Here is a 20,218-nt window from a genome sequence, read left to right as displayed (position 1 = left end):
TACATAGAAGAAAGCCTCACGTAATCGCAAGGCTTTGTAGAAGTGAGTTCTTTATAAGAACAGTGACAGAAATGATAATAACAGCAGCTAAAAAGTATTTTCAAAAAAGGATTAGCTGCTACAACCACCAGAATGAACTCGATTCATTTGATCATGTGAAGACGTGTCAGAGCCTGTCGATTGGCATCCTGCCACGAACAATAGCGTTACAGATAAGATAAGCCATTTCATAATTAATCCTCTTTTAGTCATGACTAAAGCATAGTGCTTTAAAGCGCGGATACCTCAGTCATTAACTAAAGCCTTACCTGCCGATAAAGCCTTAGTTAATGAACAAAGCATCGCTTCATTAATTAACGACCAGTCTCCATGCAAAAAACTTTCACCAAACGAACAAAAAACAGTCACGACTCTCTCTAAGCTTCACAAAAACCAGCGTATCAATTCCTTTAGGTTATTATCTAAATAACATCAATTCATTTTTAGAATCACAACCAAAGCGATACATTAGTGTCATCTCCTAATGACGACCTCAAGGTAAACGACATGAAAAAGACCATTTTAGCAACACTGATTACCATCACATCAATGCAAACAATGGCAGCAGTTGAAGTAACCGACGAAAACTTCGCTCGTGCAGAAAGCGACCTTTACTTCACTCAACAGTTAGAGCATCAACCGGTTAATGTTTTTGAGCATAATCGTGAGAACGTAACGGTAGAGAACCAAATGATTATCCGCTCTAACACCGACCTGCTCTATTCAACCGCGGTTGTCGATGTCTCAGAAGGCGCAACATTCAAACTGGCGGAAGGCGATGCGTACCAGATCATGCATATCTTCAATAACAATCATGATAACCACATGGCCATTTATGGTGGCGAAGAAATTTACATCGACTCAGAAATCGCAGGTTCAGACTACATCTACATACTGATGCGAACTGCAACAAGTGCTGGCGCAGATGAAGCGCATCGACTGCAAGATGCGGCGGTCATTAATGCGAAATCAGCTAAGCCTTTTGAACCTGCTTCAGATTGGGATGATGCATCTCGAGATAACGTCCGAGCAAAATGGGAGAAGCTAGTTAATGACATCAAGACAGAAGAAGCCTTCACACCAAACATCACAGCAACATCAGATAACAAGCAGTTTATGATTGGTACTGCGGTGGGTTGGGCTGGTATGCCGGCAGAGCATGCTGTGTATACATCACGAGCGGGCACAGGTAAAACAGAATGTGCAAACATCACGTTTGAAGCACCCTCATTACGTTATGACGAAGGCGGTTATTGGTCAATTACGGCCTATTCAAGCCAAGGCTGGTTGATGACGAACAACAACAGTGCTGATTCAACGACATCAACACCCAATAAAGACGGTTCTTACACGATCCACTTTGCGCCAAAAGGGCAAACCTGTGACGCTGCAAATAACGTAATTGAAGTAAACGATGATGGCTGGAACTTTGCGGTTCGTGCATACCGTCCTAGTGATGAAGCGGTAGCATCAGGTGAGATGCACAACTTCCCACAGGTCACTGCTCAATAGCGGGGAATAACGACTGAGTTGCGAGTGATTAGTGTTAATTAACTGGCAATAACAGCTGCTAACAATAACAACTACTAACAATAACCTAGCCTCTCATTTGAGAGGCTTATTGCTTTTCTTTTATGATGGTTTGGGAGGTAGTGATAATTTTTCGCTTAAGCCATTGATTCATCGGGTGCATTCTCTTGTTATGAGATTCCACCAGCACGATTTTTTTGAGCTCTTCCGGTGCATAATCAGGAAAAGAGAGATAATCGAACTCTTCATTAAGATAAAGAGCAAGCTGCTTGGAACACGGTAGAATCATGTCACTTTGTTTAATGACCTCTAATAGCGTGTGCAAATACGAGCTTCTTGCTTTCACTTTAAGCTGCTCTGTCGACAAATGCTTGGCGATATAAGGCTGAATATCATTCCACCCCGGTATCACCAAACTCGCGTATTCCGCTTCATCTATCTCTTGCTGTGAAATCACTTTGCCAGCTAATGGATGGCCGGTTTTAACCAACCCGACAAAGTCATCCTCACCGATAATCTGATGGGTAAACTGCTTATTCGTGTCGATTGGAGAAAAGTTGATAGCTGCTTGTATCTCGCCATCCAACAATTTTTTCAGCGTTTGAGAGCCCCAATTAACGATATTGACTTGAGCATTGGGCGCTTCTTGAATGAGACCAAGGCATAAACGCGCCCCAAGCCAGTTCGAGATAAAACCGTTAATCGCAATCGTGATGTTGCCTTGATACTCGGCAGGGTCAAAGCTTGGAGTTTCAAGAATCACGTCGTCCAAGCTTTCCATGATCATTGGCAGTCGTTCACCAAGCTCTAACGCACGTGGAGTTGGCTTCAAACCGGAATGGACACGAGTAAACAATTCGTCATCAAAGTACTCTCTCAATCGCCCTAGTGCTTTACTCACTGCGGGCTGACTCAGCGCCAATTTATTGCCAGCAATGCGAGTATTTTGGGTTTCTAGCAAAACCAGAAAAACGCGGATTAAATTGAGATCCAATTGTTTCATAGTTACCTGTCATTAAAATTTGGTCAGGGAGATATTTAGCCGTCTGGCGATAAACGCTAACTTAGCGAAGATCTCTCTCATTATGGCTCATTTGACGATTGATTCGCTTAACGATCTTTAGCTCTTTCTTACTATCTAGACAAACTAAACAATAAATCATCATAGAAAAAGCAGAACTTCAATTCCTCAAAGTTCTGCTTTAACAATCCATGACTGCTTACGCTCTGCGCTTTTTGAAAGCGTGCCAGCCGGCGCTGAAAATTGTTTTTAACACCACACCGAGTGCGCTTAGTTTTGGGTCGGCGTTCTTGCCAGAGGCAATGCGCCACATCTGATGTTCATACCAAACCAGCCCGACCATCGCCATCTTGTCTAAAGCGGGCTTTCCTGTGGTTGGCACGGTTAGTGGCATGCCGTGGCTAGGGTCTTCAATTAACTTGTTAGGGAAATCAGGATCAACCGCCATTGTGCGCGCAATACCAATAAAATCGGTCGCCGAGGTGTTTAATGCTTCATTCATTGCTTGCGCGGTTCGAAAACCACCCGTGACCACCAGCGGAGTGCTGACGAGTTTTCTCGCCTTCACCATGTAATCCATAAAATACGCTTCACGTTTTACCGTGCTGGCCTTGATTGGTTCAGCTTTGCTCTTTGAACCCATCATTGATGGACTTTCATAGGTGCCGCCAGAGATCTCAATCAGGTCGATACCGTTATCACTCAGTGTTTGCACAACCTGCATCGACTCTTCTTCAGTGAAGCCACCTTTCATGAAGTCAGCGCTGTTAAGCTTAATTCCGACTGGGAAATCGTCACCGACCTCTTTTCGAATCGCACGATAAACCTCAAGCACGAAACGAAGTCTGTTTTCGAGTGAGCCACCCCATTTGTCTTGGCGTTGATTATGTCTCGAAGACAAAAACTGACTGACAAGATAACCATGAGCACCGTGGATCTGCACACCAGTAAAACCCGCTTGTTTTGAAAGCTTTGCACTCAGCGCGAATTTATCAATGATTGCGATTATTTCCGTCTCAGTCAGAGCTTGGGGCGTATTAAAGCCTTTCTCTAATCCGCGCTCTAAAGAGATAGCTGAAGGGGCAACCGGGCTATCACATAAGAATTTAGGAATTTGCTTACCTGGGTGATTCAGTTGCATCCATATCTGCGAACCATTCTGTGTTCCGGCACTCGCCCACTCACGAAATACGGTTAAGTCACTGTGCTCATCTAACACAACGTTTTTAGGTTCACCAAGCGCACCCCTATCGACCATCACATTACCCGTCATGGATAGACCAATTCCTCCTTGAGCCCAACGCTGATAGAGCGTGACTAAACCTTGCTTAGGGTTATGGTGTTTATCACCTAGCTGTTCACTCATTGCCGATTTGAACAGGCGATTTTTAATCACTTGACCATTAGGAAGAGAAAAAGGGTCGTTGAGGCAGATTGGATTCATGCGCGTGGTTACTTTCTTTGGTTTATATATTCAGTCCAGTATGCCCTATTTTATTCTACAGTTCTGAGCATTTAACGCCTATTTCGAAGCAAGTTTCGCTCAATAAAAAATGCCAGCGGCATAGCAGCTGGCATTAATCGATTATAAACAAAACCTTAAACAAGCGATTTAAGTCATCACTTTATCGCGGTTTTTTTGACCTTGGTGAACGGTGTCGATTTCCATTTATCTGTTCTTACCTCTTCACCGGGCGTGTACATGCGTAACACTGAATACCATTGGTGATCGGGGATAGGTAAGAAGTTAGGATCATCTTCATGCCCTTTTACATCGCTACTCATATAAATGGTGTAGCTACCATCAGCATTAGGCGTTAGCGTTCTGTCTCCACGGGAATGACGGTTTAAGTCATTTTTCTCCATCAATCGGGTTTCACCACTGTAGGCCGTGTATGACCAAAAACCACCCTCTTCTAGCGGTGGCGCATCGAAGGTCACCGTGTAATCATACTTACTACCGTCGAGGGCATCACCTTCACTATCGAAGAAGTCACCGCTGTACATAGTGTGTTTTGCAGGCAGCCCCCATTGGCCCATTAAGGTGCCGTAGGCGTGCTGAAAGCTTGGAACCTTGGTCATTTCATCGCGAGTGCCTAACACGTCACGTGAATCATCAAAGCCCGCATTAATGATTCGTTCCAGTCCGTCTTTTTGACCAGACTCGATCATACGAAGCTGCTCTGCCGTAAATGGATGACTGGCTTTGCCTAATTCAACATCTCCTAAGCCAATGTACTCAAACAGTTCAAGCAGCTTTTGGTCATGTGCCTTCATAGTTCCTTCAGACAGAATGAAATTGGTTCGCTCGACCCAATTAGAGTCTTCAGGATCTGGATACTCGCGCTCAATAGGAACTGGCCCTTTCTGACCTAAGTATTCCGACAACGTCCTAACATTCCATTGATCCATTAACTTTTGAGCGGTTGCAGAATCGTCACCGCCAAGGTCCATGATTCGACCCATCATTTTGACCAGCGGGTGCTCGACATAGATGACTTGATCGACACTCGCAGGCACTTCACCTTCCCACCCTTCAACTGCATACATGAAACTGCCGCCTTTTGTGCCTCGTTGTGGAGAGCCAAAAGCCGAGTCAGTAAAGTGCTGCATATTCATGGTATGGAACAACCAGTATCGATTGTCGTCATGGTCTGGAATCGTAACGATGACAGGCTCTGCTGCTAGGTCCATCCAACCCATCAAATGTAATGTGTCATTGTTAATCGTCGGGTGCGCAGTGTAAGTGTCGTCAGCAAGTATTCGAATATTTTGGAATCGATTCAAAGGGTAGTCTTGCTCAACGACGGTTTTGTAAAAGTATTTGTAGGCTTCATCTATCGAGTACGCGTACTCATAGGCAAGTTGTGCCAATAGCTGATTATCCTTTTTGAGCGACGCTAAACTCGCCATTTCAATGGGTAGAGTTTCCGTCTTGATCCCAATAGATCCGCTCGTCGCGTCCACGGATTGGCTCGCGAGTACCGGAGACGGAAGTGCAACCATGAAAGCACAAGTCAGTGCTGCCGCAAGTATGTTTTTTTTCATCATTTAATGTCCTAACTAAAAACGAGTACGGAAGGTGATCCAAGTGTTGTTGTCAGTATCACCACTAAAAATGATGATGTTGTCACTATCGACCTTGTAGCCCAGCTGCATTTCAGCAGAGAAATCTCGAGTGTTCTCACCATCCAATCCGTAGGTGTATTGGGGGGCGAGTAGAAGATAAAATTGGTCAGCAAAATCGTACTTTAAATAGTTGATACTGCTGATGATTTGCGTGTCCTCAAATTTATTACTCTCCTCCCACATTTGTCCGTACGTTATGGCGCTATAGAGTTTAAATTTGTCGCTTAACTTGAATGCTTGCATCACACCAATAGAGGCGTAGTTCGATGTTAGATCGTCGTTGGAGAAGTCGTGTCCAGCATCAACAAATAAGCCGGTACCCGTTTTCTTATTGGGTGTGAAGAATCGTGCTCGATAGTTTTCAAAGTTGTTTTTGCCTTCCAGCTTACCCAACACACCCCAATCGCCACGATTCACGCCAAACTGGAAGGTAGCGCCAAGCCCTTTATTGCCCGCAATAATTTCACCTCCCGTATAAACAGCCATTGGATCAGCCATGTCACTGGCAGGTTCTTCTTGAGCGGAAACACAAAATGCAAAGGGGATAAGCGCAAAGATAGAGAGTGTAAAAGTGGAAAAGGTGCCCGTGAGCAGACGTAACGGTTTCTTCATATTATTGTCCGATAGTAAGGTGCGCTTGTTACAGCACACCTTGTATTAGTCGTATTTGGCGCTAGTCAGCAACCACTGATTTGTCTGCCATACCAATACCACCGGCTTTCTGTCTTGGTGGAAACGCTTTGAGTGACTTCTGATATTCCGCCGCTGATTTTTGCAGCTTTGGTAATACCCAAGACTTCTCTTTCATCCATAAGAACCAACCACGAGTATCAGGGCTACGCTCGTAAGGATCAGCCTTGATGTTGATGAGCATCCCTAGTGGCCACTCTTCAGGAGGCGCAATCCACTCCGTTTTGGTTTTTAGGTGCACTTTCCAATCATCCACTCGGAACGCATTCAAATCTTGCTCGTTGTAGAAGAAGAACTCATGACGTTGACTCGGCTCGCCTTTGGTCAACATATCCAGCTGGTTATAACCATCCAAGTGGACTTGGTAACGCTCGCCGTTTAACTCTTTTCCATCTAGCAGCTCTTGCTTAATGTCGCCTTCACCCACTGCAGCCATAATGGTTGGCACCCAGTCTTCAGAAGTCATGAAACCATCGGTGTATTCACCTTGAGGGATTTTATCTGGCCAGCTGACCAGCATTGGTACACGGAAACCGCCATCCCATGTCGTGCCTTTTTGACCACGGAAAGAGGCAGAACCACCATCAGGCCAATGATCTAGGTTTACGCCGTTGTCTGAGGTAAACAAGATTATCGTGTTATCAATTTCACCAAGATCTTCTAACTTATCGAGTAATACACCGATCTGGTCATCAAGTTCGATCAATCCATCGTAATACGTGTTGATTTGGCTCGCGCCTTGATACTCAGGACGCACGTGTGTTTTTTGATGCATACGAGTCGGGTTGTACCACATGAAGTAAGGTTGTTCGTCTTTCTCTGCTTCATGTCTATCAAGCCAATTCGTAGCAAACTCCAAAAATTCGCCATCAACGGTTTGCATGCGTTTAGCGCCTAAAGGACCTTTATCTTCAATCGTTTGCTTTCCAACCACACCAAACCTTGGGTCTTCTTGCATGTCCACACTCTCGGTAGCGATGGTGTGAAGAACATTACGAGGGCGACCTCTGAAGTTAGGGTCTGTTGGGAATTCCGGCTGTTCAGGCATCTCCATAACGTTGAGGTGGTAAAGGAAACCGAAGAATTCATCAAAGCCGTGCACCGTTGGTAAGTGACTGCTGTTATCGCCTAGGTGACTTTTACCGACATGCACGGTCGCATAGCCTTTGTCTTTCAGCATTTCGGCTAGGGTTGGATCTTCTTTTTGAAGGCCAAGTGAAGAGCCCGGCTGACCGACAGACGTTAAGCCTGTTCGGAAAGGATATTGACCCGTGATAAAGGCAGAGCGCCCCGCGGTAGAGCTGCCTTGTGCGTAGTAATCGCTGACCATCATGCCGCGTTCGGCAATTCGATCAATGTTCGGCGTATCCACCGCGCCTAAACCACGGTGGTAAGCAGACAGATCCGTTGGGCTCACATCATCGAGCATGATGGCAACCACATTGGGTTGGCTCGCTGCGTGTACATTGACGCTCGCCAGTACCGAAAGCGCCAGAGCGGATTTAACAAAAGACTTATACATTTATAACCCTCATTCACTATGAGTAAATCGCTGAAGTCACAACGAAAATTGTGCATGTCTCAGCGAACCATTGTTGAGGTAAATGGTATAAGAAAGAGGTCCAAAATGGCTTGATAGCCACTATTACGATTCTTAATAGTGGCCGTTAGAAAGGGGGAGTCATTTAGAAGGAATAGTAGCGTGACACTAGGATTGAATAATCGACGTAATTTCTTTTTGAAGCCAATCCGTAAACGGGTTATTGCGGTTTGCTTGATGAGTAAACAGTGCCAATTCTCGACGATAGGTGTCTTTCAACAGTTCCGGCGGTAAATCGATACAGCGATAAGAGTGATCAAGCAAATAGCGGCATTTCGACGATGTCACATAGATGAAGTCGCTGTCCTTAACGACTTCTAGCATCAAATTCATATTGTTGCTTCTGAGCCCGATGTGTTTATCTAAGTCGTATTTTTTGATCAACATTTCCGTCTTGGACGGCTGAATGTAACCAGGGATCATATTGATACAGAGTGGGTATTTCAGAATGTCCTCAAGGGAATTGCCTTGAATTGGGTGGTCAGCTCTTAGCACCAACATGAACTTATCAAAGCCAACTGGGCGTTCAGTCAGGGTTTTATTGACGTCCATAGGAAGATAGCTCACTCCCCAACACATTCGGTTGGTCTCTAGGGACTGGACGCCGTTATCTAACCAAGGTGAACATTGAAACGTCACTTGCGGCGCTTCTTTGGTCAGCTTTTTGATTAATGGCACACCCACTGGGATCAACAGCGGGGAAGGCAACATGATTTGAACCTCCCCTCTTAAATCTTCCAAGCCCCACTCATCATTGGGTATGTAAAGGTTGTCCAGTTGCTCTAATAGCAGAGGTAAGGTTTCGATAAGCTTTAAGCATTTTGGGGTGGGTTCAAGCCTTGCTTTATCTCGAACAAACAATTCATCATCAAATTGTTCTCTGAGTTTACGAAGCATGACACTGATCGTCGGCTGACTTACGTTCAAGGCTTTGGCTGCACTCACCGTTTGACGAGTTTCATTAAGCACCAAAATGAGCCGCAGTAAGTTTAGGTCTTTGGTCATGCCCTACTCCAAGTGATTTAGAAAAGTGGAAAGTACGCAGGCGAATACCCTTTTTTCATCGCTTCTACCATTGGCAATAATTTGGGTAATGCGTGACGAAAAAACATCTCATACCCTTGGCATAAATGATTCATCGGACTGCCATCTTCGGTTGTTGCTATTCTGTTTTTAGGACAACCACCTTGGCAGAGTTCAACAAAGTCGCAACGTCGACAAGTACTGTTTAACTCTTCATATTTGTTGGTGCCAAACGCGATTTGTTCTGGTGAGCTCGCCATAGTTGCAAGCTTATCACTGTTCATGGTGCCCAATTGATGATCTTGATACCCATAATGGTCACAACTGTAAACATTGCCGTCATGCTCAACCATTAATTGCTGTCCACAAGTCGCGCTGTGATGGCACATTTGGCTTTGGTAGCCCATCAACACCATTAAACAGTTTTCAAAAAACTGGATATACACTTTACCGACATCATTGGCGCTCCATGCATCAAACAAGTCACAAAGAAATTGCCCCCACTGCTCACCGGTTAACGACCAATCATGCCCTGTTCGCCTGTCTAACTCATGATCGATACAAGGTTGAAACTGCATGTAACCACTGCCATTTTCAACCAAAAACTGATAGATCGTTTTACCGTGTTTGTAGGTTTTATTGTTCACGACCGTTAACGTATTAAAATCAACATTGTGCTTCTTTAGGTAAGACATGCCACGCATTGTGCGTTCAAAAGACGACTCGCCATTTTTGTCGATCCGAGCGATGTCATTCAGAATATTGGGGCCATCGATACTGATGCCCATCATGAAATTGTGTTTAGCAAAGAAACTCGCCCAGCGATCGTTAATCATGGTTCCGTTGGTCTGCATCGTATTCACGACGTGCTTTTTCGTCGCTTTGCTTGCCTGTGCTTTTATCGCCGTTTCATAGAAATCGAGCCCTCTTAACATAGGCTCGCCACCGTGCCAGATAAAATCCACTTGTTGATCTTTCATTGGCTGCGCGTCGATATGAGCACCGACAATTTGCTCCATCATGTCCAGAGACATTGACGATCTTTTATCGCCATCTTGTCTATTGAGATAATAGCAGTAGCTACAATCCAGATTGCACTGAGCCCCTTCTGCTTTAATGAATAAGCTAAAAGGATAAGTAGATGTGTTCATATCGATTCCCGTACTTTTTTGCCAACATATCAACCGAAAATCAATCAAACAATAGCGCCTCAAGCACCCTACTCGCACACGTCGTAGGGGCACTTCACCACCCTAAATCAATGTTAATTAAAACAACAACTTGAAAGGTAAAAAGAGACTATTAACATCCTTAATATCGGCTATTACACTCCTTAATCTCACTTGCTCATATGATAAATGCCTAATTCTGTTCCTACGATCTAAGGTGTTCTATGAGAAAGCTCCTCTATAAGAAAAGTGTACTGACCAGTTTAGTGTGTTCTTTATCCAGTATTATCGCGATGCCATCCCTTGCCCAACAATCTATTAATCCTGAAGAAGAGCTCGCTTACAATCTAGGTGTTCAAGCATTTATCTATGGTACGGGTCCATTAACCGTGGCTGCGGTTAGGCAAACGACCACATCTGTTGATGCGCCGATGGACAACGCTATGGCACCATTGAATGAGATGGGTAAAACACGCGTTCTATCCGGACCTCAGGATAGGATTGTACCGACCGTCAACAACGATACGCTCTACTCACAAGCTCACTACGATCTGGATTTATCAGGTCCAATGGTGATTGATATTCCTCGCACCGATAACCGTTACTACATTGTTCAGCTATTGGATGCTTACTCAGATTCGATTGAAGATCTGCACGTGAAGAATGTAGGCGACCAAGGTTCCAAAGTGCTGTTGGTTAACAAAGGATGGGCTGGTGAAGTACCAGAGGGAATTGATCGTGTCGTAGAATCTCGCACTCCTATGGTTTGGTTGATTCAACGAACGGGCGTGTTTGGCGAGCAAGACCTCAATGACGCACTGGTTATTCACGATAAATTCCTCAGCTACCCACTCGATCAACTCGGCGCAGAGCATGACATCGTAGAGCTCAAAGCTTCGACAGGTCGTATCCCACCCATGGCGAGGCCTGAAGGGTTAGAGTGGTATTCGCTAATTGACCGTGAACTACGTAAAAACCCGATTCCAGAAGATGCTGCCATCGTTGATCAATTCCAGCAAATTGGTATTGGAGGATCGACCCCCTTTAACCCTGAAGCACTAACTTCAGCACAGAAAAAAGGGCTAATGCGCGCGATTGAGTCTTCACAACAGATCATTCAATACGCAGGTCGAAGCATCGGTGATGTCAATAATGGCTGGTCGATGATGTACGAGGGTGGCCGTTACGGAAATGATTACCTGAGCCGAGCGAGCATCAATATGCGTGCGGCTGGTTTGAATGTGCCAGAGCGAGCACTCTATCCAAACCGATACACGGACTCGAATGGTGAGCAGCTGTCGGGAGACAATCAATATCGAATGACCATGCCAGCTGATGCACCCGCTGACGCCTTTTGGTCTTTGACCATGTACGACGCTAAAAACCTGTTCATGGTTGAGAACTTCATTCAACGCTACTCCATCTCAACCAATCGTAAGGATGAACTGAAATACGCAGAAGACGGCACATTGCCAATATGCATTCAATACGCAAAACCAACCGATCCTACGTGTAACTGGCTGCCTGCACCTCAAGATGACTTCTATCTTCACATGCGTCTGTATGAGCCGACTCAAGCCGTTCTAGACAATGAATATCCACTGCCACAAGTTGAAAAGCTCTAGCCCCAACTTGGTCAAGTCGATTGCCACGGCGTTCTTAATGTTCGCTCGTGGCAATTCGTTCTCTCCCCAAATACATGACTCAAACTGCTAGCAACATAACTCATACACTGAAAATGAGGTTCTATTCTTGAAAACACCTTTCATCACACTGTCTCTGTTAGTAACAGGGATAGTCAGCTCTCTCGCTCACGCGGGAGGGTTAAATCTATCTCAGATTGCGACAACCAAAAGCGTTGGCACAGCAGGCGCAGGAAACGTAACCGCGAACGATGCATCCGCCGTGATCACCAATGCTGCGGGGTTATCGGCTATTGAAGAAAGCGCTTGGATTCTCGGCGTTCAATACCTCAATGTTGAAACCACTTTTGTCCGTGACGATAACTCGGCTTCGACCACAGGAAGCAGCGCCGATGTTCTCCCTCATTTGTCTTACGCATCAAGGCTCAATGACCAATGGGTCGTCGGCGCAGCATTGCACGCAGCTGGCGGCACTGGCGTTGAATACTCACACGGCGTTGGCGCACACCCTGCTTTATTGATCAAAGAAAATAGCATTTCGGCACTCAACTTAACGTCGTCATTGTCATATCAGGTCAATGAACAACTGTCTCTTGGTGGTTCTTTGATATTGCAGCACGCAGCGCTTGAAACTCAAGCATTGAATGGTCGAGAGCTTCAAGGAGATAGCCTCGACCTAGGGTTCGGCCTAAGTCTCAATCACCACGTCAGTGACAACACACAATTGGGTGTCAGTTATCAGGGCCAATTTGATCACGACCTTTCCCTTGATAACGCCAACGCTTTTGGAATTAGCTCTGAACTGACATGGGTTCGAAGCTTAAACTTAGGGTTGAAGCATTCATTAGATGAAGACTTAAACCTTCTACTCAGCTCCAACATGGAGACATGGCAAGATCATGATGACAAATACTCAACCACCTACTCTCTTGGGGTTGGTGTGGAATACGCATATGAGGATTGGTTGCTGTACAGCGGGCTGAGCGGTGACACAAGCCCTGTTAGCAGTCAAAACAGAGATGTGTTACTCCCGCTCGATAAACAGTGGCGTATCGGATTCGGCGCTGAGAAGAAGATATCCAATGACTTACATTTAGGGTTGAGCTACCAATACCAAGATTTAGGCCATGGTGAAATTAATGCTGACTCAGGACTATTTCAGCCTTCTGGCAGCTACTCGACCAACAGAGTTCACTTCATCACTTTGTCTCTTCGCCATTAAAGCGAACTCTTGAGCGTGATTCACTTCTAGCTTCTAGCTTCTAGCTTCTAGCTTCTAGCTTCTAGCAAGAAACGGTAAAAAAAGGATTGGCTGTGACAGCAATCCTTTTAAATTCATGAATATCATTCTGCCAACCAGAAAGACTCAAACACCCTTTACGCTCATGATAATAGTCGTTATTGTGATTCTCTACGTCATCATCACAAGGACTGTCTGAGAGTTATGAACAGCACGATTGAAACTATTCTGGGGCACCGCTCCATTCGTCAATATACAAATCAACCGATTGAAAAAGCACAACTTGATGTGATTATTCAGGCTGGTCTCGCGGCTTCATCATCGAGCTTACTGCAGGCTGTTTCTATCGTGAGAGTGACAGACAAAGAGAAGCGAAAACTGCTAGCCGAATACGCAGGTAACCAAGCTTATGTTGAGAACGCGGCTGAGTTTTTGGTGTTCTGTATCGACTATCAACGCCACGCTCAAATCAACCCTGAAGTGAAAACCGACTTTACTGAACTGACCCTGATTGGCGCAGTCGATTCTGGCATCATGGCGCAAAACTGTATGCTGGCTGCGGAGTCTCTTGGTTTAGGTGGCGTGTACATCGGTGGCTTGCGTAACAGCGCGCAACAAGTCGATGAACTACTGGAACTTCCACAACACACGGCCGTGCTATTTGGTATGTGTTTAGGTCACCCTGCGCAGCAGCCTGAAGTCAAACCTCGCCTTCCTGCTCACGTGGTCATGCACGAAAATCAATACCAACCGTTGAGCTTAGATGAAATTGCCAGCTACGATGATTCAATGCAAAGCTACTACGCAAGCCGTTCAAGCAACCAAAAGCAGAGCAGTTGGTCACAGCAGATCACTCAAAAGCTGTCTGGCGAATCTCGCCCGCATATCCTGCCTTACTTGAACAGCAAGCAGCTGACCAAGCGTTAAGCCGTTAAGAGCTTGCAACAAACCACAGCAAACAGCAGCACAAACAAAAATGTCAGCGTACAATACGCTGACATTTTTATTTATCCGAGGCGGCTAGCTTACAGATATTTCTCAATCGGTAACAGCTGTAGGAAGCCTGACTGCATTCGTTCCCACTTACCCGTTTCTGGTTCGCTGTCCCAGCTTTGATCGCCTGAATACCAATACACATCACCGTCTTCCAGTTCCAAACGCCAGCTATTGTCGTCACTCATTGCTTGCTCAATAGTTTTTGCTAACGTTTCAGCAATCTCTTTGTTCTCGATGATCAAAACCGATTCAGTATTGAGATAGGTAGAGCGCAAGTTGAAGTTAAATGAGCCGATGCTCGCGATGCTGCGGTCGAATACGACTGATTTAGCGTGCAAGCCATAGGCCGTCTCAGGTGCACATTTAGACACGTCTTGAGTCGATGCTTCACACAGCTTAGATTCTGGTTTTAGCTCAAACAGGTCGATGCCATGATCCAACATGTCGTAACGTCTGCCCGCATAAGCGGAGTGATTAGTCACCAGATCATTAGAGGCCATAGAGTTCGTTAGCGCTTTTATCTCAACGCCCTTGTTGTTCAATACCTGCCACTCTTCAAGCTGACCATCATCGAATACAAGGTAAGCCGATTCCAACAAGATCTCTTGTTTCGATTCGCTCGCCAGTTTCCCTAGAAGAATCGCGGTCGCTTTCGGTTCATCGGTATTGTCTGAATCGTCAGGGACGGGCTGATCGTAAACAAAACGCGCATTCACCCATGTCATCTCACCAATCACCTCTTTCAGTAAGCTATCCGCAGCCTTACGATCTAATGGTAACTCAGGGTAATTTTGATAATGCGGAACGACAATATTATCTATCTTTGAGAGATCAGGTTGTTCGTCATCACCCAGCATATCGACAGGGTAAGACCAACGGCTATTCCAGTACTCGACAAAGCTGGTTTGGATAGTGGTAACGACTGAGCCCATCACCAATACATCGCGATCTCGGAAATTGATTTCATCAGAAAGGTCGAAGTATTCATCACCAATATTACGCCCACCAACCACAGACAAGGTGCCATCGACAGTAAACGACTTGTTGTGCATACGGCGGTTTAAGCGAGAGAAATCACCAAGGAAGCTCAACCACTTACTAAAGCCACGGCGTGTTGGTGTTGGGTTGAAGATTCGGATCTCGACGTTCGGGTGTGCATCCAGTGCTGATAATAAGCCTTCACGCTCATTGAGATTGATATCATCCAGCATTACGCGAACCTTCACACCGCGCTCAGCCGCGGCTAACAAACGACTCGCTAGGTACCTGCCCGATTCGTCAGAGTTCCAGATGTAATATTGAATATCAATGGTGTGCTCTGCACTTTCAACCAACGCCAATCGCTGTGCCAAAGCATCCCAACCAGACTCTTGCAGACGAACCGCAGTAGTGCCTTGATCTAAAGCTTCAGGCTGAAATTCATTGGTTAGAACCGATAAAGAACTAGGTGCAGGAGAGGTTGGCGGTTCTGTTGGATGATCGATGCCTTCAGGAAGTGAAGAACACCCACCTAAAACGGCGATTAAGATTAACGTTAAACTGATGCGTTGGAGCACAGGCATGTATCTGACTTCCTTTTCACGATGGCGTCTTTAGAAACTTTCCGGACAGCTTTTCAATGAACAAGCTATTCCGATCTATTCATTGATTATTACTGCTAAAGTCTGAAATTTATAGGTAATTATCCAGTATAAATTTAAAGGTCAGTAAATTGCCTAAAGATCACTTAAGTTGAGTGAGCGCCAAACAGTATAAACTCAGCGGCTTTTCGACCATTTCAATAGTGAGCTCTGTTCGGTCTGGGTTGCAGTTCAACGCCAAAGCGTAGCCGTGTAAATAATCCACCAGCAAGTCCAACGCATTTTTGGTTTGCTCTTCGGTTAACGCTAACGGGTTCAACACCGCTTCAAAACGTTCACTAAACACTTCCATCGGCCCGAGGGATTTCATGGTCAATAAGGTCTCTAACAAGCCTCTATATTCGTTGAGCATCGACAAGTAACTCACACTGAGCCGATATAGGTTATCTTGCCAGTCTTGATTCAGCTCTAGCTGTGCCACTTCTTCAATCAAAGAAACTGTGATTGCCTCAAGCAGATCGTTTTTGTTTTTGAAGTAATGGTATATGGCCATCGCATCGACCCCGAGTTCTGTCGCCAACCCTCGAATACTTGGCACTTTGCCACTCTCTCGCATCATGCTTTTGGCAATAGTGAGAATTCTCTCTGCGCTGAGTTGGCTTGATCCACTCTTTGGTCGACCTCGTTTCTGATCCTTGACAGTCATACCGTCACCTCTTAAACTTTATTTCTACACTGTAGAATATTCTAATTTATTACCGTGTAGATGCCAAGTTTCTCATCGATATCGGAGTTAAAAATGTCAAATATTGTATTCATCGCAACCAGCCTTGACGGTTACATTGCAGACAAACAAGGCGGCTTAGATTGGCTGCAAGCGATTCCAAATCCAGACGGTGACGACATGGGTTACAACGCTCATACCGATCGTATCGATGCGCTGGTTATGGGACGTAATACAATGGACATGGTGTTGAGCTTTGGCATTGATTGGCCTTACAGCAAGCCAGTCTATGTACTGAGCAACACTTTAAGTGAAGTACCTCAAGAGCTTGAAGGTAAAGTATTTTTGATGAAGGGCGAGCTTAAACAGATTGTCGCGGATTTGAATAACAAAGGCCTAAAGAACTTGTACATTGATGGCGGCATCACCATTCAAAACTTCATGAAAGAAGACCTGATTGATGAGCTGATCATCTCGACCATTCCTGTCGTGCTTGGTGGCGGGTCCCCGTTATTTGGTGACTTAGTATCTCCGGTCGATTTTACATTGAAAGGCGTCACGACATACCTTGATGAGATAGTGCAAACGCATTACTTACGTAAGCGTTAAAGCTGTTGTTGCTCTAAGGGCATGAAAGGATCAACACCGAAAACATTGTTCACGCGACGTAAGCTTTACCGTCTCTACACAAGCCTCCCCTAAAGTAGTACCCTTTATCGTCTCTCATTCTTGATGGTAGCTGGATATTATGAAGCTTTTGGTCGATCGCACTGGTGAACAGTTTTTAGAAATTCTGCAAGAATCGGGAGACACGCTGACGGTTCAATTCATTACCAATGAAGGCAATCGGAAGGGTAAGCCGTTCCAAGATAACTTGAGTGGATTGTTCCTCACAGGGTGGAAGCCGCGCACTACTTCAACCGCCATCGGATTAGAGCGCTTTAAGCAAGGCAAACTTGAAGATCCCAAGGTGAGTTTCGCATTGCACCAACTCTATCCACTCGGTCGAGACGTAAAATTACCTTCCGGTGATATCGCAACTATCGCAACTATCGCGAGTTACGCCAATACCCATGCCGATGGCTACTATATGTTTGTGCGCCTCAACGATGAATTAACCCGACTCAAGATTACGCCCGATTGGGAACTGCAACCTTCCGTTCAAAGGTTAGCCTTGCCTTATTACCCTGTGCCAAGAAGCCAGCAAGAACTCGACAATATTGACGATTTTGATGCGTGGGCGGGCGGTTTTTAAACACTGAAAGTCAGTAAACGCTATTGAGATCACATCCACTGATCGAATCTCAATACAACAATATGTGCTCTCTAAACATTGATACGAATACCCGTTCTCAAACGATGCAAATAACGGTTTGGCTGTGTGCTGCTAAAGAGTGTTTCATTCTTTCCTACAAGCTCAAACGGGGCTGAATAAAGTCAATAAACGCCGAGATACGTTTAGAGACAGAGGACGACTTGTAATAAACCGCATTCACTCGCTCTCGGTCTGTGTTGGCAAGTTTGTCTTGTTCCAGAATAGGGATTAGACGCCCTGCTGCCATATCTTCCTGCACCATAAACCCCGATAAACAAGCAATCCCATTTCCAGCTAAGACTAGTTGACGCACGGTTTCACCATTACTGGCTGTCACAGTAGGCGCGACATCACTTTGATTTGGTAAAGGCCAATGGTTAAGCACTTTGTTACCCGCAAACCCCACAATTTGATGCGAACTCAAATCTTCAGGTTTGGTGGGTAGCCCACGCTTAGCGAGATAACCAGGTGACGCCACAATATGGAGTAAGCTTTTACCTAACGGTCGAGCGTGCAGTGTTGAATCGGACAGCTTACCGATTCGAATCGCAACATCAGTTCTCTTTTCGAGAAGATCAACGAAGCCTTCGTTGGAAGTGAGTTCCAACTCAATGTCTGGGTAAGCCTCTTTGAATGACTGCACCAACGGCACTAGCTGATGGAATACGAATGGACTGGCGGCATCGACTCTTAAACGACCTTTTGGCAACTCTCCGCGCGACACGATTTCTTCTTCCGCGCTCTGAATCATCTGTAATCCCACCCTGACTGAATCGACAAACTGCCGTCCTTCCTCCGTCAATTCCACGCGTCTCGTTGTTCGGTTGAATATTGAGACGCCGAGTTGCGACTCAACCTTACTCACCGAACGAGACACCTTGGCGACCTGCACATCCAACGCCTCTGCCGCCGCAGAAAAACCACCAGCATCGACAACGGTGAGTACCATTTCTAAATCATCTGAACGGGTTAACATGAGGCTCCTTCACTATTTTCATTTTGTTTAATGTCATCTCGCTTGTGATCATCACAGCTCAAATCATCTATGCCTTTTCGATCTCATCAGCTTAACCCAATGATCGGCTAACTCTTTAATTATTGCAAATTTAACAAAGGTTATTTGTTAATGATGGCATTTTTCACAAATATATTTTGCTAGATAATCCTCGCCATCAAATGAAGCGCACCTATTGCAGTAACAAGCTGCCCCATTTTATCGCGCTCGGTATTTAACAAAGAACAGTAAGAGAGATGATTATGCCACTAGCATTACTTGCATTGACGCTCAGCGCCTTTGCCATCGGAACCACAGAATTTGTCATCGTAGGCTTGATTCCTACCATGACGAGCGACTTGAATGTATCTCTGCCATCGGCAGGCCTATTAGTCAGTTTATACGCGCTTGGCGTTGCTATTGGCGCACCAGTATTAACGGCATTAACCGGGAAATGGAATCGTAAAGCGGTGCTGCTAACCGTAATGGCATTGTTTGTCATTGGTAACTTATTGGCGTGGCAAGCTCCGGGCTATAACACGCTGATCGCCGCACGAATTTTGACCGGTCTTGCCCATGGTGTGTTCTTCTCGATTGGATCGACCATCGCGACAGGTTTGGTTTCAAAAGATAAAGCAGCCAGTGCCATCGCGATCATGTTTACGGGTTTAACGGTTGCATTGGTAACCGGCGTACCACTGGGCACTTACATCGGCCAAACCTTTGGCTGGCAAGCGACTTTCTTGATCGTTGCTCTGCTTGGTCTTATTGCTCTTATCGGTAGCGCTATCTTGGTTCCAAGCAACCTTAAGCAACCACCAGCGGCGAAGATTTCGGCACAACTAAAGGTTCTAACTCAACCACGCTTACTGTTGGTTTACGCTATCACAGCACTAGGTTATGGCGGCACATTCACAGCCTTTACCTTCCTTGCTCCAATACTGGAAAACGTATCAGGGTTTGATTCGAGCTCTATCAGTTTAATCATGTTGGTTTATGGTGTGTCAGTGGCGGTAGGTAACATCTGGGGCGGTAAAATGGCCGACAAGATGGGCCCGATTAAAGCGCTGACCGTTATCTTCTCAGGTTTAGCCGCGGTACTGATGGTATTCAACTTTACCGCAGTAAACCCTTACGCAGGTGTTGCTACCATTTTGGTTTGGGGTGCATTCGCATTCGGCAACGTTCCAGGACTACAAGTGTATGTTGTGAAACTGGCTGAGAAATACACACCAGACGCAGTCGATGTCGCTTCTGGATTGAACATTGCCGCCTTCAACGTCGGTATTGCATTGGGCTCATGGGGCGGTGGTTTGATTGTCGCGAAATCTGGATTAATGAACACCCCTTGGGTAGGTGCGGTGATCGTTTTGATCGCTCTTGTTCTGACTCGATTCAGTGGTGCGTTAGATAAGAAGCAAGCACAACAAGCTGTTCCATCTAGCATCTAGCATCTAGCATCTAGCATCTAGCAAGGATAGAAAAAACAAAGCCCGAACCTAGGTTCTAATGCCGATCGTTTAAG

Annotated in this window: 17 protein-coding genes; 7 read left to right on the top strand and 10 right to left on the bottom strand. The window is 45.5% G+C overall.

Annotated features, from left to right (window positions below):
• The first annotated feature begins 510 nt into the window (after positions 1 to 510).
• Positions 511 to 1,551, top strand: coding sequence for a DUF1214 domain-containing protein (locus AB4180_RS03030; protein WP_102249469.1), 1,041 nt, complete (start codon positions 511 to 513; stop codon positions 1,549 to 1,551).
• A 106-nt stretch (positions 1,552 to 1,657) separates the two neighbouring features.
• On the opposite strand, the gene AB4180_RS03025 is transcribed toward AB4180_RS03030, so the two are convergent.
• From AB4180_RS03025 to AB4180_RS02995, 7 genes are all read right to left on the bottom strand, one after another.
• The gene (locus tag AB4180_RS03025; protein ID WP_012600117.1) at positions 1,658 to 2,572 is read right to left on the bottom strand and encodes a LysR family transcriptional regulator; all 915 of its coding nucleotides are present in this window, start codon (positions 2,570 to 2,572) and stop codon (positions 1,658 to 1,660) included.
• A 217-nt stretch (positions 2,573 to 2,789) separates the two neighbouring features.
• Positions 2,790 to 4,034 carry an NADH:flavin oxidoreductase/NADH oxidase family protein gene (locus AB4180_RS03020; RefSeq protein WP_102249470.1) on the bottom strand — a complete coding sequence of 415 codons (1,245 nt, stop codon included), beginning with the start codon at positions 4,032 to 4,034 and terminating at the stop codon, positions 2,790 to 2,792.
• Positions 4,035 to 4,210: 176 nt separating this feature from the next.
• Positions 4,211 to 5,641, bottom strand: coding sequence for a DUF1254 domain-containing protein (locus AB4180_RS03015; protein WP_102249471.1), 1,431 nt, complete (start codon positions 5,639 to 5,641; stop codon positions 4,211 to 4,213).
• Between the two features lie 12 nt (positions 5,642 to 5,653).
• Positions 5,654 to 6,331: a hypothetical protein gene (locus tag AB4180_RS03010; protein WP_048669077.1), complete on the bottom strand. Its 678-nt coding sequence runs from the start codon at positions 6,329 to 6,331 to the stop codon at positions 5,654 to 5,656.
• Between the two features lie 61 nt (positions 6,332 to 6,392).
• A complete protein-coding gene (locus AB4180_RS03005; RefSeq protein ID WP_102249472.1) occupies positions 6,393 to 7,931 on the bottom strand; it encodes a sulfatase-like hydrolase/transferase in 1,539 nt (512 codons plus the stop codon).
• A gap of 186 nt (positions 7,932 to 8,117) precedes the next feature.
• Positions 8,118 to 9,014, bottom strand: a complete 897-nt coding sequence (locus tag AB4180_RS03000) for a LysR family transcriptional regulator (protein ID WP_048614421.1) — start codon at positions 9,012 to 9,014, stop codon at positions 8,118 to 8,120.
• A 17-nt stretch (positions 9,015 to 9,031) separates the two neighbouring features.
• Positions 9,032 to 10,183: an anaerobic sulfatase maturase gene (locus AB4180_RS02995; protein WP_102249473.1), complete on the bottom strand. Its 1,152-nt coding sequence runs from the start codon at positions 10,181 to 10,183 to the stop codon at positions 9,032 to 9,034.
• 242 nt (positions 10,184 to 10,425) lie between these two features.
• On the opposite strand from AB4180_RS02995, the gene AB4180_RS02990 reads away from it, so the two are divergent.
• The 3 genes from AB4180_RS02990 to nfsA all read left to right on the top strand — a co-directional run bounded on the left by AB4180_RS02990 (position 10,426) and on the right by nfsA (position 14,011).
• Positions 10,426 to 11,826 (top strand): DUF1254 domain-containing protein, encoded by a 1,401-nt coding sequence (locus tag AB4180_RS02990; protein WP_102249474.1) that lies wholly within the window; start codon positions 10,426 to 10,428, stop codon positions 11,824 to 11,826.
• 127 nt (positions 11,827 to 11,953) lie between these two features.
• Complete coding sequence (locus AB4180_RS02985; protein ID WP_102249475.1) at positions 11,954 to 13,066, top strand: OmpP1/FadL family transporter; 1,113 nt, start codon at positions 11,954 to 11,956, stop codon at positions 13,064 to 13,066.
• Positions 13,067 to 13,288: 222 nt separating this feature from the next.
• Positions 13,289 to 14,011 carry an oxygen-insensitive NADPH nitroreductase gene (gene nfsA, locus AB4180_RS02980; RefSeq protein ID WP_012600115.1) on the top strand — a complete coding sequence of 241 codons (723 nt, stop codon included), beginning with the start codon at positions 13,289 to 13,291 and terminating at the stop codon, positions 14,009 to 14,011.
• 98 nt (positions 14,012 to 14,109) lie between these two features.
• Here the strand turns inward: nfsA and AB4180_RS02975 are convergent, their stop codons facing one another.
• Both AB4180_RS02975 and AB4180_RS02970 read right to left on the bottom strand, forming a co-directional pair.
• Positions 14,110 to 15,642: a phospholipase D family protein gene (locus AB4180_RS02975; protein WP_102249476.1), complete on the bottom strand. Its 1,533-nt coding sequence runs from the start codon at positions 15,640 to 15,642 to the stop codon at positions 14,110 to 14,112.
• A gap of 160 nt (positions 15,643 to 15,802) precedes the next feature.
• Positions 15,803 to 16,366: a TetR/AcrR family transcriptional regulator gene (locus AB4180_RS02970; protein WP_102249477.1), complete on the bottom strand. Its 564-nt coding sequence runs from the start codon at positions 16,364 to 16,366 to the stop codon at positions 15,803 to 15,805.
• Positions 16,367 to 16,426: 60 nt separating this feature from the next.
• Here AB4180_RS02970 and AB4180_RS02965 point away from each other — a divergent pair, with 60 nt between their 5' ends.
• Both AB4180_RS02965 and AB4180_RS02960 read left to right on the top strand, forming a co-directional pair.
• The gene (locus tag AB4180_RS02965) at positions 16,427 to 16,993 is read left to right on the top strand and encodes a dihydrofolate reductase family protein (RefSeq protein WP_102249478.1); all 567 of its coding nucleotides are present in this window, start codon (positions 16,427 to 16,429) and stop codon (positions 16,991 to 16,993) included.
• 139 nt (positions 16,994 to 17,132) lie between these two features.
• Positions 17,133 to 17,639, top strand: coding sequence for a hypothetical protein (locus tag AB4180_RS02960; protein WP_102249479.1), 507 nt, complete (start codon positions 17,133 to 17,135; stop codon positions 17,637 to 17,639).
• Positions 17,640 to 17,793: 154 nt separating this feature from the next.
• Here the strand turns inward: AB4180_RS02960 and AB4180_RS02955 are convergent, their stop codons facing one another.
• Entirely contained in the window at positions 17,794 to 18,675 is an 882-nt protein-coding gene (locus AB4180_RS02955) for a LysR family transcriptional regulator (RefSeq protein WP_017067576.1), read from the bottom strand.
• A 281-nt stretch (positions 18,676 to 18,956) separates the two neighbouring features.
• Between AB4180_RS02955 and AB4180_RS02950 the strand changes: the two genes are divergently transcribed.
• Positions 18,957 to 20,144 carry an MFS transporter gene (locus tag AB4180_RS02950; protein WP_102249480.1) on the top strand — a complete coding sequence of 396 codons (1,188 nt, stop codon included), beginning with the start codon at positions 18,957 to 18,959 and terminating at the stop codon, positions 20,142 to 20,144.
• Positions 20,145 to 20,218: the final 74 nt, after the last annotated feature.

Origin of the sequence: Vibrio sp. 10N.286.49.C3, from assembly GCF_041469545.1 — a bacterium.
Lineage (GTDB): Bacteria > Pseudomonadota > Gammaproteobacteria > Enterobacterales > Vibrionaceae > Vibrio > Vibrio tasmaniensis_A.
This window is presented reverse-complemented; position numbering and strand designations above follow the sequence as displayed.